The 16,430-nt window shown below is 72.9% G+C and carries 17 protein-coding genes and 1 tRNA gene; 9 read left to right on the top strand and 9 right to left on the bottom strand.

Annotated elements, in window-relative coordinates; translation table 11 throughout:
* Positions 1-80 precede the first annotated feature (80 nt).
* Positions 81-353 carry a hypothetical protein gene (locus JQC91_RS11835; protein ID WP_203287011.1) on the bottom strand — a complete coding sequence of 91 codons (273 nt, stop codon included), beginning with the start codon at positions 351-353 and terminating at the stop codon, positions 81-83.
* The gene (locus tag JQC91_RS11840) at positions 350-1,132 is read right to left on the bottom strand and encodes an RNA methyltransferase (RefSeq protein ID WP_203287012.1); all 783 of its coding nucleotides are present in this window, start codon (positions 1,130-1,132) and stop codon (positions 350-352) included. Before JQC91_RS11840 ends, JQC91_RS11835 begins: the two co-directional genes overlap by 4 nt.
* A gap of 80 nt (positions 1,133-1,212) precedes the next feature.
* Here JQC91_RS11840 and JQC91_RS11845 point away from each other — a divergent pair.
* Positions 1,213-1,296, top strand: a tRNA-Tyr gene (locus JQC91_RS11845).
* Positions 1,297-1,327: 31 nt separating this feature from the next.
* On the opposite strand, the gene JQC91_RS11850 is transcribed toward JQC91_RS11845, so the two are convergent.
* From JQC91_RS11850 to JQC91_RS11870, 5 genes are all read right to left on the bottom strand, one after another.
* Entirely contained in the window at positions 1,328-1,618 is a 291-nt protein-coding gene (locus JQC91_RS11850) for a DUF4387 family protein (RefSeq protein WP_203287013.1), read from the bottom strand.
* Positions 1,611-2,948: an acyclic terpene utilization AtuA family protein gene (locus JQC91_RS11855; protein ID WP_203287014.1), complete on the bottom strand. Its 1,338-nt coding sequence runs from the start codon at positions 2,946-2,948 to the stop codon at positions 1,611-1,613. Before JQC91_RS11855 ends, JQC91_RS11850 begins: the two co-directional genes overlap by 8 nt.
* A 110-nt stretch (positions 2,949-3,058) precedes the next feature.
* Positions 3,059-4,519, bottom strand: a complete 1,461-nt coding sequence (locus JQC91_RS11860) for a tripartite tricarboxylate transporter permease (protein ID WP_203287563.1) — start codon at positions 4,517-4,519, stop codon at positions 3,059-3,061.
* 59 nt (positions 4,520-4,578) lie between these two features.
* Positions 4,579-5,022: a tripartite tricarboxylate transporter TctB family protein gene (locus JQC91_RS11865; protein ID WP_203287015.1), complete on the bottom strand. Its 444-nt coding sequence runs from the start codon at positions 5,020-5,022 to the stop codon at positions 4,579-4,581.
* Between the two features lie 78 nt (positions 5,023-5,100).
* Complete coding sequence (locus JQC91_RS11870) at positions 5,101-6,057, bottom strand: tripartite tricarboxylate transporter substrate-binding protein (RefSeq protein ID WP_203287016.1); 957 nt, start codon at positions 6,055-6,057, stop codon at positions 5,101-5,103.
* 151 nt (positions 6,058-6,208) lie between these two features.
* Between JQC91_RS11870 and JQC91_RS11875 the strand changes: the two genes are divergently transcribed.
* The 5 genes from JQC91_RS11875 (at position 6,209) to preA (ending at position 10,967) form a co-directional block, all read left to right on the top strand.
* A complete protein-coding gene (locus tag JQC91_RS11875) occupies positions 6,209-7,624 on the top strand; it encodes an NAD(P)-dependent oxidoreductase (protein ID WP_203287017.1) in 1,416 nt (471 codons plus the stop codon).
* Between the two features lie 75 nt (positions 7,625-7,699).
* Positions 7,700-8,212, top strand: coding sequence for a VTT domain-containing protein (locus JQC91_RS11880; protein ID WP_203287018.1), 513 nt, complete (start codon positions 7,700-7,702; stop codon positions 8,210-8,212).
* 9 nt (positions 8,213-8,221) lie between these two features.
* Positions 8,222-8,737: a DedA family protein gene (locus JQC91_RS11885; protein ID WP_203287019.1), complete on the top strand. Its 516-nt coding sequence runs from the start codon at positions 8,222-8,224 to the stop codon at positions 8,735-8,737.
* 56 nt (positions 8,738-8,793) lie between these two features.
* On the top strand, positions 8,794-9,624 hold the full coding sequence (locus tag JQC91_RS11890; RefSeq protein ID WP_203287020.1) for a class I SAM-dependent methyltransferase: 831 nt from the start codon (positions 8,794-8,796) through the stop codon (positions 9,622-9,624).
* An 11-nt stretch (positions 9,625-9,635) separates the two neighbouring features.
* The gene (preA, locus tag JQC91_RS11895) at positions 9,636-10,967 is read left to right on the top strand and encodes an NAD-dependent dihydropyrimidine dehydrogenase subunit PreA (RefSeq protein WP_203287021.1); all 1,332 of its coding nucleotides are present in this window, start codon (positions 9,636-9,638) and stop codon (positions 10,965-10,967) included.
* Between the two features lie 21 nt (positions 10,968-10,988).
* On the opposite strand, the gene ligA is transcribed toward preA, so the two are convergent.
* Positions 10,989-13,220 carry an NAD-dependent DNA ligase LigA gene (gene ligA, locus JQC91_RS11900; RefSeq protein ID WP_203287022.1) on the bottom strand — a complete coding sequence of 744 codons (2,232 nt, stop codon included), beginning with the start codon at positions 13,218-13,220 and terminating at the stop codon, positions 10,989-10,991.
* Positions 13,221-13,333: 113 nt separating this feature from the next.
* Between ligA and JQC91_RS11905 the strand changes: the two genes are divergently transcribed.
* On the top strand, positions 13,334-14,026 hold the full coding sequence (locus JQC91_RS11905) for a YrbL family protein (RefSeq protein ID WP_203287023.1): 693 nt from the start codon (positions 13,334-13,336) through the stop codon (positions 14,024-14,026).
* Here JQC91_RS11905 and mnmA read toward each other — a convergent pair.
* Entirely contained in the window at positions 14,023-15,153 is a 1,131-nt protein-coding gene (gene mnmA / locus JQC91_RS11910; protein WP_203287024.1) for a tRNA 2-thiouridine(34) synthase MnmA, read from the bottom strand. The genes JQC91_RS11905 and mnmA overlap by 4 nt on opposite strands.
* A gap of 118 nt (positions 15,154-15,271) precedes the next feature.
* Here mnmA and JQC91_RS11915 point away from each other — a divergent pair, with 118 nt between their 5' ends.
* Both JQC91_RS11915 and JQC91_RS11920 read left to right on the top strand, forming a co-directional pair.
* Positions 15,272-15,595, top strand: coding sequence for a DUF1153 domain-containing protein (locus JQC91_RS11915; protein ID WP_203287025.1), 324 nt, complete (start codon positions 15,272-15,274; stop codon positions 15,593-15,595).
* Positions 15,596-15,719: 124 nt separating this feature from the next.
* Complete coding sequence (locus JQC91_RS11920) at positions 15,720-16,421, top strand: response regulator transcription factor (protein WP_203287026.1); 702 nt, start codon at positions 15,720-15,722, stop codon at positions 16,419-16,421.
* Positions 16,422-16,430: the final 9 nt, after the last annotated feature.

Consider the following 16,430-nt stretch of genomic DNA (forward strand, 5'->3'; position numbering starts at 1 on the left):
GAACCAAACGCTCCGATTCGCAGGCGGTTCCGATCCCTCCCCGAAAAAGCGTCTTTCCCACGGATGCGTGATCGGGCGCGTCAGTCGAAGATGTCCTCGATCTCGTCGATGACCTCCGACAGCACCTTCCGCCACAAGGGCTTGCGGCGCTTGGGCTTTCGCAGCTTCACCGGCTTCGCCAAGGGCATGGGCGCGTGGCGCGCGGCCGCGCGCGCGGCGTCCGGCTTCAAGGGCTTCATGTCGTGCAGGGCCGCCCCGCAGGAGCCGCAGGCCAGCTCGTGCCCGTCCCGCGCGGTCAGCCGCAGGGTCGTGCGCCGCCCGCAGTAGCAGCAGGTCGCGATCTTCGTCGTCACGCGCCCGCCCCGAAGGCGTAGAGCGCGACGGCCGCCGCGTTCGAGACGTTGAGCGAGCCGAACGCGCCCGCCGCCTCGACCCGCGCCATGCGGTCGCACAGCTCCCGCGTCCGTGCCCGCAGGCCGGGCCCCTCGGCCCCCATGACCAGCGCCACCGGCCGGTCGGCGAGGTCGCGCGCCGCAGCCCCGAGCGCCGCGTCCGCCTCCCCGTCGAGGCCCACGCAGGTCCAGCCGGCCTGCTGCAGCTGCAGCATCGCGTCGCCGAGGTTCGGCACGCGAAGATAGGGCTGGCGCTCCAGCGCGCCGGAGGCCGTCTTGGCGAGCGCGCCGGTCTCGGGGGCGGAGTGGCGGTGGGGGGCGATCACCGCGCGGGCGCCCAGCACCTCCGCCGAGCGCAGGATGGCGCCGACGTTGTGGGGGTCGGTGACGCGGTCGAGCAGCACGAGGCGCGGCGCGCCCGACGGGTCGGAATGGTCCGAGAGCTTGCCCCAGTCCAGCGGGCGCGCCTCCAGCGCAGCCCCTTGATGGACCGAGCCGGGGTCGAGGGGGGCGGGGAACCGGCGCGCGTCCGCGATCTCGGGCTCGGGCCCCTCGGCCAGCGCGTCGCCCAGCCGATCGGCGGCGTTGCGCGTGACGACCAGGCGGAGCGCCTCCCGGCGCGGATTGAGCAGCGCGTCGCGCACGGCGTGCAGGCCGAAGAGCCACACGGTCGCGTCCTTCGCCTCGCGGCGGGCGCGCTCCTTCTCGATGACCCAATCGGGTTTGCGGGGCTTGGACATGGGGGTCATGTGGCACCCCGACACCCACGTCACAACACCGCTTGACCCTCCGGGAGACGCGACTTATCCCGCCGCTCGTTGGGCGACAGGCCGCAAGGTGTGGCAGGGGACTGTAACTCCCTCGCGGAGACGCACGCCTGGTTCGATTCCAGGGTCGCCCACCAACCTCCCCCCCTTCGTCCGGTCCGGGTTCCGTCACTCCGGGACGGTCATCCCCTCCAGCGCCGCGCCGAGCGCCGCGCCGTGCATGTCGCGGTCGTGGAACGCGCCCTGCGGGGCCGGGCGGGGCAGCGAGAGCTTGACCACCGAGAGGTCCGGCAGGTCGAAGCGGCGGACCGCGTCCGGATCGCAGCGCAGGCGGGCGGCGAAGGCGGCCGTGTCGATGGCCGCCACCGCGTCGTAGTCGTCGCAGAACAGGTCCAGCGTGATCCAGAACGGACCCGCGTTCTTGGACCGCACGCGGGCGAGGTCGCGCAGCTCACGCATCGAACGCCTCCACGGAGAAGCCGTCCATCGGGTCGTCGAGCGCGAGGACGTGGTGGAGGACGAACGCGTAGGTCGCCCCCGTCGCGTGCTCGGGCGGGGAGGACGGGAAGGCGAAGGTCGGCATCGGCTCGCCCGGCTCGAGCGGGTGATGGAGGAGCAGCGGGTTGACGATGCGCGCGACCTCGAGCGCCTGCTCCTGGGTCGCGGCGCGGACGCGCAGCAGCAGGCCCACCTCGACCGGCGCGCCCCGGTCCGGCTCGAGGTCGCCCAAGGCCGCGTCGACCCCGATCAGGCGGAGGTCCATGTCGTAGGCCACGTCCGGCAGGCGGTCCGCGATGCGGCGGCGGGCCTCGGCCTCGAGGGAGGCGGCGAAGGCGCGGGCGTGGCGCACGTAGCGGGGCGGGCGCACGATCGCGAGCGCCTGCGCCCCGAAGCCGGTCAGGCGCGCGGCCTCGAGCTTCACGCTGTAGGGGCCGGGAACCCAGACCGCGCCCTCGATCCGCGTGGCCTCGCCGTCCGCCGCGTAGCGTGCGGGGCGGCAGTCGAGATGGCCGCCGGGCTCGTGGAGGATGTGGGGGTCGGCGTTCTCGTAGAGCAGGTGCGCCGCGACCGTCTGGGGCGTCGCCTCGGCCCCCTCGGCCAAGGGCCGCACGGTGCAGCCCGCCGCGTCGAAGTCCAGCTCCAGCACCCCCGACCACGGGCGCGTCGTCGCCAACGCCCCGCATTCCCCGACCTTCGCCCCGAGCCACGCGCAACCCGCGTCGCAGCCCGCCGCCAAGGGGAGCGCGGCGAGGATGGCGGTGTCCGTGGTGCGCCCGCAGATCACGATGTCCGCCCCCGTGGCCAAGGCCTCCTGCACCTGCTCGACCCCGGCGAGCGCGACGAGGTTGGAGCAGGCCGCCAGCTCGTCCGGCGTCACCTCCGGCGCGCCGGGCAGCGGGGTGACGCGGTCCCACGCCTCCGCCAGCGCGGTCGGGTCGCGGTCGCAGCGCAGGACGGCGATGCGGGCGGAGCGGCCCGTCTCGGCGAGGATCTGGCGGGTGATGTCGAGCATCCAGTCCACCGCCCGCCCCGCGCCGCAGGTGCCCGCCGTGCCGAGGATCAGGGGGCAGTCGGCCTGCCGCGCCGCGTCGATCAGCGCCGCCCACTCGCCCTTGATCTGCGCGCGCGAGTACTTCGACACGCCCCGCCCCAGATAGGACGGGCCCGAGTCGGTCGAGCCGCCGTCGATGGCGATCAGGTCGGGGCCCCGGGCGACGCCGCGCGCCAGCGCCTCGTCGTCCCAGCCGAGGCCGAGCGCGCCTGCGGGGACGAGCACGCGGATGCTCAAGGCTGCGCTCGCGGGGAGGTCGTCGGGTGCGTCATCCCCCCGCTGTAGGCGAGCGCGGGACGTCCAACCAGCCCGCGACCCGGCAACAGCGCGTTCAGGCGGCGCGGCCCCTAGTCGACGGGCTTGGCATGGTCGGGCACCTCGGGCTTGCGGAGGATGCGGCGCAGGAACATCGGCGCGACGAAGCCGAGCAAGGCCGCCACCAGCAGCCCTATGCTGATCGGCGAGGAGACGAGGTAGGTCCAGTCGCCGTCCGACAGCACCATCGCGTCGCGGAGCTGCTTCTCCATCTTGCCGCCGAGCAGGATGCCGAGGATCACCGGCACCGTGGGGATGTCGAGCTTGCGCAGCACGTAGCCCAGCACCCCGAAGGCCACGACGAGCAGCAGGTCGAAGTAGCTGCCCGTGAGCGCGTAGATGCCCACGAAGGCCACCATCGTGACGCCGGGCATGAGGATGGCGGGCGGCGCGCGCAGGACGGAGACGAAGACCTTCACCATCGGCACGTTCATCGCCAGCAGCACGAAGTTGGCGATCAGCAGCGAGGCGATGAGGCCCCAGACCACGTCGGGGCGGTCGGTAAAGAGCGTCGGGCCCGGCGTGATGTTGAGCGTCACGAGCACGGCCAGCAGCACGGCGGTGGTGCCGGAGCCGGGGACGCCCAGCGTGAGCATCGGCACGAGCGCGCCCCCGGCGGCGGCGTTGTTGCCGACCTCGGGGGCGGCGATGCCCTTGGGCACGCCGGTGCCGAAGCCCCCCTTCTCGCCCGCGATGGACTTCTCGGTGACGTAGGTCATGAAGGAGCCGAGCGACGCCCCTGCCCCAGGCAGGACGCCCGCGATAAAGCCGATCACCGAGGAGCGGAGCATCGTCCAGCGCGTCGACCAGATGTCGCGCCAAGGGACGGTGACGCGCCCGAGCACGACGTTGAGCGCGCCTTGCGCCCCGTGCTTCTCGATGAAGAAGAACACCTCGGACACGGCGAAGAGGCCGACGATCGCCACGAGGAAGTCGATCCCGTCGTAGAGGTGCAGGTTGCCCCCCGTCAGCCGCGCCATGCCGGAGTTGGGGTCCAGCCCGATCATCGCGATCATGATGCCCAAGGCGGAGGCGAAGGCGGCCTTGGCTTGGTTCTTGGACGCGATGCCGCCCAGCGTGCAGAAGGCGAGGAGGTAGAGCGCGAAGTACTCGGCCGGGCCGAACTTGAAGGCGATGTTCGACAGCACGGGCGCAAGGAACATCAGGCCGATCGTCGAGAGCGTGGCGCCGACGAAGGAGGCGACGCCGGAGATGACCAGCGCGTCGCCGGGGCGCCCGGCCTTGGCCATCGGGTGCCCGTCGAGGCAGGTCATCATCGCGGGCTCGTCGCCTGGGATGTTCAGCAGGATCGAGCTGATCCGTCCGCCGTACATCGCGCCGTAGTAGATCGACGTGAGCAGCACGAGCGCGGCGACCGCGTCGAGGCCCATGGTGAAGGTGATCGGGATCATGATCGCCACGCCGTTGGCGGGGCCCAGCCCCGGCAGCGCGCCGACGATGGTGCCGATGAAGCAGCCGATCACCGCGAGCATCAGCGTGTAGGGCGACAGCGCGATGCCGAAGCCCAGCGACAGGTTGGCGAGGATGTCGGTCACAGGCCCATCCCTTCGGGCAGGCCGCGCAGGGACAGGCCGAGGACGAAGCGGAACAGCGCCCAGAGGCCCGCGGACAGGCCGATCCCCGTCAGGAGCGCGGCGACGGGGCGGGGCGCGATCTGGTAGGACAGGAGCGCGGCGGCGGCGGCCGTCGGCAGCAGGAAGCCCAAGGGGCGCAGCAGGTAGGCGTAGGCCACCAGCGCGGCGGTCGCGACGGCGAGCGCGCCGAGGGACTTGAGCGGGGGCCAGTCGGGCTCGTCGTCGGGCTTCCACATCATCGCCAGCCCGCAGAGCGCGGCGACGAGGCCCACGGCCATCGGGAAGGCACGGGAGCCCAAGGGGTCCGAGAAGAATGGGGCGGCGATCTGGCTGGCGCTGGCGACGTAGGCCAGCGACCCCAGCACGACGACGGCGCCGAAGATGCGGTCGGATGCGAACATGGGTGTCCCCCGGGCGCGAGGGGGCCGCCCCGCAGGGCGGCCCGGTTCCGGAGCCTTCCTCGCGGAAGGCCCGGTGACTTACTGGATGACGCCGATCTCGCGCGAGAGCGCGGCGACGGACTCCATGTTGTCGGCGATGAAGGACTCGAAGTCCGCGCCCAGCACCGTGAAGGGCGCGAGGCCGTTGGCCTCCATCGCGGCCTTCCACTCGTCGGACTCGCCCACGGCGCGGAGCTTCTCGACCCACTCGTCGAAGCGCGCGTCGGAGATGTCCTTGGGCACGTAGAGGCCGCGCCAGTTCACCGCGACCACGTCGACGCCCTGCTCCTTGGCGGTGGGGATGTCGAAGCCCGGCACCCGCTCGTCCGACAGGACCGCCAGCGCGCGCACGTCGCCCGACTCGAGGAAGCCCACGATCTCGGACATGTCGCCGGTCATGCCTTGGGTGAAGCCGCCCACGGTCTGGGTGATCGCGTCCGCGCCGCCGTCCACGCCGATGTAGCGGATCTTGGTCACGTCCTCGACGCCGTGCGCCTGCGCCAGCTGCAGCACCTTGAGGTGGTCGAAGCCCCCCGCCGCCGAGCCGCCTGCGAAGGCCACCGAGGACGGGTCCGCCGCCATCGCGTCCAGCATGTCGGTCAGCGACTGGTAGGGGCTGTCGGCGGCGACCACGATCACGCCGGGATCGGCGCCGATCGCGCCGAGGAAGCGCACTTGGTCCGCCGTGGCGCCGCCATAGGCGTCCTGCGCGAGGCGCGTGGCGGTCGCCTGCGAGGCGGCGACGATCAGGTCCTCGTCGTCCGTGCGCTCGTTGGCGACGGTCTGGTAGGCGAGGCCGCCGCCGCCGCCCGCCATGTTCGTCACCTGCACGGGGCCGTCGACGACGCCGATGTCGGTCATGATCTTGCCGATCTGGCGGCAGGTGAAGTCCCAGCCGCCGCCCGGGTTGGCGGGGGCGATGCACTCGGCGGCCTGCGCGCCGCCTGCGACGAGGAGAGCGGCGGCCGTGGCGGCCGCGCGGATGGTCATGGTCATTGTATCCTCCCAGTGGCGCGATCTTGGGCACGCCTGCCGCGAACCCTAGCCACCCCCCGCCCCCGCGCAAGCCCGCGACGCGCGCCGAAAATTGACCGCTTGATAAAATTCCGGGCCGTGGCAGGGTGACGCGAACCGAAGGGAGGCCCGCATGACCGACCACTTCCGCCGCGACGGCGTGATCGCCGGACGCCTGTCCTCCGAGACCTTGGCCGAGAACTTCTCGGACCTGCACCCCGCGCTGACGCCCCACGAGGCGGTGGTCGCCGCCGACCGCTGCTACTTCTGCTACGACGCGCCCTGCATCACCGCCTGCCCGACCGCGATCGACATCCCACTCTTCATCCGCCAGATCCAGGCGGGCCAGCCCGAGGCCGCCGCCGGGACGATCTTCGAGCAGAACGTCATGGGCGGCATGTGCGCCCGCGTCTGCCCCGTCGAGACGCTGTGTCAGGAGGCCTGCGTCCGCGAGGCCGCCGAGGGCAAGCCGGTCGAGATCGGGCGCCTCCAGCGCTTCGCCACCGACGCGATGATGGCCCGCGGCGAGCATCCGTTCGAGCGCGCGCCGTCCACCGGCAAGCGGGTCGCGGTGGTCGGCGCGGGGCCCGCGGGCCTGTCGGCGGCGCACCGGCTGGCGCTGCGGGGCCACGACGTGACGGTCCACGACGCGAACCCCAAGCCCGGCGGGCTTAACGAGTACGGGATCGCGGCCTACAAGACGCCGGAGGGCTTCGCGCAGGCGGAGGTGGACTGGCTGCTCAGGATCGGCGGCATCGAGATCCTCCACGAGCGCGCCTTGGGCCGCGACATCACCCTGTCGGGGCTGCGCACGGAGTATGACGCCGTGTTCCTCGGGATGGGGCTGACCGGCGTGGGGGCCTTGGGGCTGGAGGGCGAGGATCTCGCGGGGACCGAGAACGCCGTCGACTTCATCGCCACGCTGCGCCAGCAGGACGACCTGACGGCCCTGCCGATCGGGCGGCACGTCGTGGTGATCGGCGGCGGCATGACGGCGGTGGACGCCGCCGTGCAGGCCAAGCTCCTCGGCGCGGAGGACGTGACCATCGCCTACCGCCGCGGCCGCGATCGCATGCCCGCGAGCCGGTGGGAGCAGGACCTCGCCGCCTCCAAGGGCGTGAAGCTGATGTTCGACGTGGCGCCCGTGGCGCTGCACGGCGAGGGGCGCCTGCGCGAGGTGGAGCTGGCCTACCTGTCGGACATGGAGCCGACCGGCGAGACGGTGCGCCTGCGCGCCGACCAGCTGTTCCGCGCCATCGGCCAGCGGCTGGAGGCGGTCGAGGGGCTGGACCTCTCGGGCGGCAAGATCGCGGTGACGGGCGCGGGGCGGACCTCGCTCGACGGGGTCTGGGCCGGGGGCGACTGCGCGTCCGGGGGCGAGGACCTGACCGTGACGGCGGTGGCCGAGGGGCGCGACGCGGCGGAGGACATCCACGCGGCGCTCACGGGCGGCGCCGTCGCGCGGACGGGCGCCTTGGTGGGCGAGCCGCTGCGCGGCATCGACGGCCCGCCGCACGGAGAGGTTCCGCATCCGGGGACGCACGGGTGAGGGCAAATCCGATTTTCTGGGAAAATCGGTCCCGCATTCTTCGCAGAGGAATGCGCCCCGCCCTATCTGACGGCGATGATCGACGCCGTGCTCGGCTGGGTCTCGGACAATCGGGACTGGGCCTTCCTCATCGCCTTCCTCTTCGCGCTCGCCGAGACGACGCTGATCGTGTCGGCCTTCATCCCGTCCACGGCCATCCTGTTCGGGATCGGCGGGTTGGTGGCGGCGGGCTATCTCGACTTCATGCCGCTCTTCCTCGGGGCGGCGCTGGGGGCGGTGACGGGCTCGCTGCTGTCTTGGGCGGCCGGGCGCTTCTACGGGCCCGCGCTGCTGAAGCTCGGGCCGATGCGGCGGCGGCGCGAGAAGATGCGCCGCGCGCGGCTGGCCTTCAAGAAATGGGGCGCGCCCGCCGTGACCGTGGGCCATCTGGGCGGGCCGCTCCGGGCGGTCGCGTTCACGCTGTCGGGACTGACGGCGATGCCGCTCTGGACCTTCCTGCCCTTCACGATCTTGGGCGCCTTCGCGTGGGCGTGGGCGACGATCATGGCGGGCAAGCTGGGGGGCGACCTCCTCGGCGCGCTGTTCTAGGGGGGCCGCATGGTCGACACGCTGGTCTCCTTCCTCGCGGCGAACCCGGGCTGGGCCTTCGCCGTCGCCGCGCTCTGCGCGATGCTGGAGACGCTGTTCTTCGTCTCGGCGCTGGTGCCCGCGACGGCGGTGCTCCTGGCCGCCGGGGGGCTGTCGGCGGTGGGGGGCGTGTCGCTGCTGCCGCTGGTCCTCGGGGGCTGGGCGGGGTCGATCGTGGGCTCGACCGCGTCCTGGGCCGTCGGACGCTGGGCCGAGCCCTGGATCAAGGCGCGTCCTCGGCTCAAGCGTCTGCTGGGCGGCGAGCGGCTGAAGCGCCGCGTCCGCAACTGGGGCGCGCCCTTCGTGGCGCTGTCCCACGTGCTGGGCGCGTTCCGGGCACCCGCCTTCGTGGTGGCGGGCATGGCGCGGATGGAGTGGTGGCGCTTCGTGCCCGCGACGATGCTGGGCGCGGTCGCGTGGGCGGTGCTGGTGCCCTACGCCGGGGCGGCGGGCGGCACGGCGCTGGACTTCGTCTTCTCGCGCTGACCCGCGCCGACCGTCCGGTGTGCTATGCTCCCCCCGCCGGAGGGAGGGCATCGACCATGATCCAGCAGAGCACCCGCATCGCCGCGCATTACGACCGCGCCGACCTCTACGACCGCATCCTCGCCGCGCTCGCGGAGGCGGGCGTGCCGGAGGGCGAGATCGAGGCGCGCCATCTCAAGCCGATCGACGAGTTCCACATCGGCGGGCTGGAGGCGACGGAGGCGGTGCTGGCCCCGCTGGGCCTCGGCCCGGGGGTCCGCGTGCTGGACGCGGGCAGCGGCCTCGGCGGCGCGGCCCGGCTCATGGCCGAGCGCTTCGACGCCGACGTCACCGGGCTGGACCTGACGCCCGCCTTCGTCGAGACCGCGCGCCGCCTGACGGCATTGACCGGCCTTTGCGCGGAGTTCGTCGAGGGGAGCGCGCTCGACATGCCGTTCGAGGATGGCGCCTTCGACGTGGTCACCCTGCTGCATGTCGGGATGAACCTGCCCGACAAGCCGCGCTTCTTCGCCGAGGCGGCGCGCGTGCTGCGCCCGGGCGGGCGGCTGGCCGTCTACGACGTCATGCGCTTCGGCGCGCATCCCGCCTTTCCCCTGCCTTGGGCGTCCGCGCCCGACCACTCCTTCCTCGACACGCCCGACGCCTATCTCGCGGCGGCGCGCGGCGCGGGGTTCGAGCTGGCGTCGCGCGAGGACCGGGGCGGGATCGCCCGCGCGTTCTTCGCGCGGATGCGGGCGCAGATCGCCCGGTCCGGCCCCGCGCCGCTGGGGCTGCCCCTGCTGATGGGCGACACGGCCGCCGAGAAGGCCGCGAACATGGCCCGCGCCGTCGAGGCGGGCGACATCCAACCGGTCGCGATGACCTTTCACCCGGGCGCGCGCCCCTAGGAGATACGACCATGGCCGACCTCTCCATCGACTTCGCGGGCATCAAGTCGCCCAACCCCTTCTGGCTGGCCTCCGCGCCGCCCACGGACAAGGAATACAACGTCCGCCGCGCCTTCGAGGCGGGCTGGGGCGGCGTGGTGTGGAAGACGCTGGGGGCCGAGGGGCCGCCGGTCGTCAACGTGAACGGCCCCCGCTACGGCGCGATCTACGGGGCGGACCGGCGGCTCTTGGGCCTCAACAACATCGAGCTGATCACCGACCGCCCGCTGCAGACGAACCTCGACGAGATCGCGGCGGTGAAGCGGGACTTCCCCGACCGGGCGATGGTCGTCTCGATCATGGTCCCCTGCGAGGAGCAGGCGTGGCGCGACATCCTGCCCCGCGTGGAGGACACGGGCGCGGACGGGATCGAGCTGAACTTCGGCTGCCCGCACGGGATGTCGGAGCGGGGCATGGGCTCGGCCGTGGGGCAGGTGCCCGAGTACATCCAGATGGTCACGGAATGGTGCAAGCAGTACGGCGCGCTGCCCGTGATCGTGAAGCTGACGCCCAACATCACCGACATCCGCAAGCCCGCCGCCGCCGCCGCCGCGGGCGGAGCGGACGCGGTCTCGCTGATCAACACGATCAACTCGATCACCAGCGTCGACCTCGACGACTTCGCGCCCGAGCCGACGATCGACGGCAAGGGCTCCCACGGCGGCTATTGCGGGCCGGCGGTGAAGCCCATCGCGCTGTCCATGGTGTCCGAGATCGCGCGGGCCGAGGCGACGCGCGGCCTGCCCATCTCGGGGATCGGCGGCATCACCACGTGGCGCGACGCCGCCGAGTACATCGCGCTCTCCTGCGGGTCGGTGCAGGTCTGCACGGCGGCGATGACCTACGGCTTCGGCATCATCAAGGAGCTGACGGCGGGGCTGGAGCGCTACATGGACGAGAAGGGCTATGCCGACATCGAGGCGTTCCGGGGCCGCGCCGTGCCCAACGTCACCGACTGGCAGCACCTGAACCTCGAATACGTGACCAAGGCGCGGATCGACCCGGACCTCTGCATCGCGTGCGGGCGCTGCTACGCCGCCTGCGAGGACACGAGCCACCAAGCGATCGCCGTCTCGCCCGCGCGGGAGTTCAGCGTGATCGACGCGGAATGCGTGGCCTGCAACCTGTGCGTGGACGTCTGCCCGGTGGAGGACTGCATCACGATGGAGCGGCTGGAGGCCGGCACGGTCGATCCCCGCACCGGCCGGACCGTGCGGGCGGAGCCGGCGGACTGGACCACGCACCCGAACAACCCCGGTTCGCCGACCTATGCCGGGGCGAAGGTGGCGGAGCCCGCCGAGTAGCGGGCGGGCGGGGCCCGCGCCCTACCCGATCATCTCCAGCCAGCCGTCCTCGTCCACGACCCGGACGCCCAGCGCCTCGGCCTTGGCGGCCTTCGACCCGGCGCCGGGTCCGGCGACGAGGAGGTCCGTCTTGCCCGAGACGGACCCTGACACCTTCGCCCCCAGCGCCTCGGCGCGGGCCTTGGCCTCGGCGCGGGTCATGCGCTCCAGCGTGCCCGTGAACACGACCGTCAGCCCCGCGACGGGCGAGGCCTCCGCCACGGCCTCGGGCGCCTCGATCCGGAGGTGGGGGACGAGCCGGTCGATGGCCCCCCGCTCGCCCGGCGCCGCCATGGCGTCGACGATCGCCACGGCCAGCGTCGCCCCGATGCCGTCGATGCCCACGAGGTCGTCCCACGCCTGCTTGGCCTCGGGCGCGATCCCGGCCCATGCCGCGTCCCGCGCCTTCTTGACCTGCGCGCGGCGGTCCTCGGCGGCGGCCGCCGCCCGTTCGGCGCGCTCCGCCTCCTCCGCGGCGTGGTGCCGGGCGGCGGCGGGGGCGGCATGGTCCATCGCGGCGGCGAAGCTGTCCCAGTCGCCGTAGTGCCGGGCGAGCACCTGCCCCGCCACCTCGCCCAGATGGCGGATGCCGAGGCCGAAGAGGACGCGCGCGAAGGGCTGCGCCCGCGCCGCCTCGATGCCGGCGAAGAGGTTGGCGGCGGACTGCTCGCCCCATCCCTCCAAGGCGGCGACGGACTGCAGGCCCGCGCCGTAGCGCGCCTCAAGGGTGAAGATGTCCGCCGGCTCCGCGATCCAGCCCAAGTCGTGGAACCGCTCCACCTCCTTGTCGCCCAGCCCGTCCACGTCGAAGGCGGGCCGCGAGACGAGGTGCTTGAGCCGCGCCACCCGCTGCGCCGGGCAGATCAGCCCGCCCGTGCAGCGCCGGACGCTCTCGCCCGGATCGCGCGGGGCGGGCGAGCCGCAGTCGGGGCAGGCCTCGGGGAAGACGTAGGGGACCGCGTCCGCGGGCCGCGCCGGGAGGTCGACGTCCCGCACCTTCGGGATCACGTCGCCCGCGCGGTAGATCTCCACCCTGTCCCCGATCCGCAGGTCCGCGCCGCCCCGAATAGGCGTCCCGTCGGCGGCGCGGCCCGCGACGTAGTCCTCGTTGTGGAGCGTGGCGTTCGACACCGTGACGCCGCCCACCGTCACCGGGTCCAGCCGCGCGATGGGCGACAGCGCCCCGGTGCGGCCCACGTTGATGTCGATGCCCGTGAGCCGCGTCCACGCCGTCTCCGCGGGGAACTTGTGCGCGACGGCCCAGCGCGGCGTGGTCGAGCGCATCCCCAGCCGCGCCTGCCAGTCCAGACGGTCCACCTTGTAGACGACGCCGTCGATGTCGTAGCCCAGCTCCCCCCGCGCGGCGGCGATGGCCGCGTAATGCGCCAGCGCCCCCTCCACGGTCTCGTGCCGCTCGGTTCGGTCGTTGGTCGAGAACCCTATCGACGCGAGCCGCTTCAGCGCCCCCGACTGCGTCCCGGCCAAGGGCGCGGACAGCTCCCCCCACGCATAGGCGAAGAAGCGCAGCGGGCGGGACGCGGTGACGGAGGGGTCCAGCTGCCGCAGGCTCCCGGCGGCGGCGTTGCGCGGGTTGGCGAAGGTCTTGCTCCCTTGCTCCGCCTGCCGCCGGTTGAGGGCGGCGAAGTCGGCGTGGGACATGTAGACCTCGCCGCGCACCTCGAGCACCTCCGGCGCCCCCTCCACCCTCTCCGGGATGTCGTCGATGGTCCGCGCGTTCGCGGTGACGTCCTCGCCCACCTCGCCGTTGCCGCGGGTGGCGGCGGTGACGAGCGCGCCGCCCTCGTAGCGCAGCGACAGCGACAGGCCGTCGATCTTGGGCTCCGCCGTGAGGGCCAGCACCTCCGAGGCGGGAAGGTTGAGGTAGCGGCGGATGCGGGCCGCGAACTCGGCCACGTCCTCGTCGGTGAACGCGTTGCCCAGCGACAGCATCCGCTGCGCGTGCCGCACCTTCCCGAACCCCTCGGCGGGCGCCGCGCCCACCTGCTCCGACGGCGAGTCGGTGCGCTTGAGGTGGGGAAACCGCGCCTCGATCCCCGCGTTGCGCCGCTTCAGCGCGTCGAAGGCGGCGTCGTCCATGACCGGCGCGTCGTCCGTGTGGTAGGCGGCGTTCGCCTCGGCCAGGAGGTCCGCGAGCCGGGCCAGTTCGGCCTCGGCCTCCGCCTCGGTCAGCGCGTCGATCGGCGTCTCGGTCATGCGGCCCTCCCTGCCACCGGAGATAGGCGGCACGCCGGGCGGGGGCCACCGGATTCCACGGGCGCGGGCCGCCATGCTTGACGCGCGCGCCATGCGCCGGGATGGGGGGATCCATGGACGTCCGCCCCGACCCCGCCCACGCCGCCCCGCGCCCCGGGGGGATCGACCTGCGCGGCGCGGCCCCCTTGGCGAGCGGCGCGGTGCGCGACGTGTTCGCCCACCCCCTGCGCGGCGACCTGCTCCTGAAGGTCTGGCGCCCCGCCAAGGTCGAGGCGTTCGAGACCAAGCCCGGCTGGCTCGCGCGGGTGCGGCGCGAGCGGACGCTCGGCCTCCATGTCGGCACCCTGCGGGAGTGGCGCGCCGCGTTGCGGGCGCAGGTCCGCGCGGAGCGGCGGGGCCTGCCCATGCCGCTGGCCCGCGTGGGGGGCCTCGTCCCCACCACCCGCGGCCTCGCCCTGGAGGTGGAGCGGGTCGGCGACGGGGCGGACGGCCTCGGGCGACCGCTCAAGGCCCTCGCCAAGGCCGGGCCGCTGGACGACGCGGCGCTCGACGCCCTCTCGACCTTCGCCCACGCGCTCGTGCGGCTCGGGGTGAACGCGCCGGACCTCAGCCTGACCAACGTGGTCTGGGACGGGGCGGCGGGGCGCTTCGTGATGATCGACGGCTACGGCGAGAAGACCCTGATCCCGCTCCGCGAGTGGATCCCCGCGCTCAACCGCCGCCGCGTGGACGAGGGCATGCGCCGGATCGCCAAGCGGACGGGGCTGCGCTGGGACGCCGCGCGGGCCGTGTTCGAGCGGCCCTAGCGGACGATCCAGCCGCCGCCGAACACCCGCGTCCCTTCGGGATCGTAGAACACGCAGGCCTGCCCCGGCGACACGCCCATCTCGGGCGCGAGCAGCTCCACCTCCGCCGTGCGCGGCCCCGTGGGCCGGATCACCGCGTCGAGGGGCGGCTTGGTCGAGCGGACCTTAACGGCGAGCGGCCGTTCGGGCCGGGCGTCGAAGGGCTCGTCGCCCAGCCAGTTCACCTCCGCCACCGGCACCGTGCGCGTGGCCAGCGCGGCGCGCGGCCCGACGACCACGTGGCACGCCTCCGCGTCCAGCCGCACCACGTAGAGCGGCTCGGACAGCCCTCCGATGCCGAGGCCCTTCCGCTGGCCGACCGTGTAGCGGATGACGCCCTCGTGGCGGCCCAGCACGCGCCCGTCCATGTGCACGATCTCGCCCGGCTCGCCCGCGCCGGGGCGCAGCTTCTCGATGACGGCGGCGTAGTCGCCGTCCGGCACGAAGCAGATGTCCTGGCTGTCCGGCTTGTCCGCCACGGGCAGCCCGTGCTTGGCCGCGAGCGCGCGGGTCTCCGCCTTGGTCGCCAGCCCGCCCAGCGGGAAGCGCAGGTAGTCGAGCTGCTCCTGCGTCGTCGAGAACAGGAAGTAGGACTGGTCGCGCACGGGGTCCGCCGCGCGGTGCAGCTCCGCGCCGCGCGCGCCCGCCTCGCGGCGGATGTAGTGCCCCGTCGCCATGCAGTCGGCGTCGAGGTCCTTCGCGGTCTCGAGGAGGTCGCGGAACTTCACCCGCTCGTTGCAGCGGATGCACGGCACCGGCGTCGCCCCGGCGAGGTAGCTGTCCGCGAACTCGTCGATCACCGCCGCGCGGAACGTGTTCTCGTAGTCGAGCACGTAGTGCGGGAAGCCCATGGATTCGGCCACGCGGCGGGCGTCGTGGATGTCGCGCCCCGCGCAGCAGGCGCCCTTCTTCGCCAAGGCCGCGCCGTGGTCGTAGAGCTGCAGGGTGACGCCCACCACGTCGTAGCCCTCCGCCGCGAGCTCGGCGGCGACGACGGAGCTGTCCACGCCGCCCGACATGGCGACCACCACGCGGGTGTCGGCGGGGGCCTTGGGCAGCCCGAGGGAGTTGAGTTCGGCGTCCAGCATCGCGGCCTCCTGAGCCTCGCGCATATGGGCAAAATGCCCCGCATTCTCAAGCGGCGGGTTCAGCGGCGGTTAAGGAGTGGGGCGCATGACGGCCGTGCACGACCGAAGGAGGTGCCCGATGTTCCTCAGACGCGACGACCGTCCCCGCGTCGTCACCCTGCCCGACGGGCGCCCGATGACGCGCGACGACCTTCCCCCGGCGGGCGAACGGCGCTGGGTCGCCAGCCGCAAGGCGGCCGTCGTCCTCGGCGTCGAGGCGGGCCTGCTGTCCCGCGACGAGGCCTTCCTCCGCTACGACCTGTCGGAGGAGGAGTACGCGCAATGGGTGCACGGCGCCTCGACCCACGGGGCCGAGGGGCTGCGCGCGACCCGGCGGATGCCCGCCGCGCCGACGCCGGGCCCCGTCCCCGCCGTCGATGCCGATGCCGCAGGGGGAAAGTGATTCTGCCCCCCTCCTTGCGCGAGGCCCCTGTTTCTGAACAGCTTTTGGGAGAGTAACGCGGTATTAACCTTTAAGGCGAAGGTTGGCCGGAAGAGACCACCATAGGTTGGCCCAGAGGTTAGCAATGCGCATTCTGCTCGTCGAAGACGACCCCACCACCTCCCGCTCGATCGAGATGATGCTCGCCTCGGCGTCGCTCAACGTCTACTCGACCGATCTCGGCGAGGAGGGGATCGATCTCGCCAAGCTCTACGACTACGACCTGATCGTCCTCGACCTGAACCTGCCGGACATGGACGGGCACGAGGTGCTCAAGCAGCTCCGCCTCGCCCGGATCGAGACGCCGATCCTGATCCTCTCGGGCGCCGACGACACCGCCTCGAAGATCAAGGGCTTCGGGGTGGGCGCCGACGACTACATGACCAAGCCGTTCCACCGCGACGAGCTGGTGGCGCGCATCCATGCCATCGTCCGCCGGTCCAAGGGCCATTCCCAGTCCGTGATCCGCACCGGCCGCGTCGAGGTGAACCTCGACTCCAAGTCCGTCGAGGTCGACGGGCGGGCCGTCCACCTGACCGGCAAGGAATACCAGATCCTCGAACTGCTCTCGCTGCGGAAGGGCACGACCCTGACCAAGGAGATGTTCCTCAACCATCTCTACGGCGGCATGGACGAGCCGGAGCTCAAGATCATCGACGTGTTCATCTGCAAGCTCCGCAAGAAGCTGGCGACGGCCACGGGCGGCGACAGCCACATCGAGACGGTGTGGGGCCGGGGCTACGTGATGCGCGACCCCCAAGGCGCGGCCCTCGCCGCCGCGGAGTAGGTGCGCGGC

The organism is Jannaschia sp. Os4, from assembly GCF_016820245.1.
Taxonomy (GTDB): domain Bacteria; phylum Pseudomonadota; class Alphaproteobacteria; order Rhodobacterales; family Rhodobacteraceae; genus Jannaschia.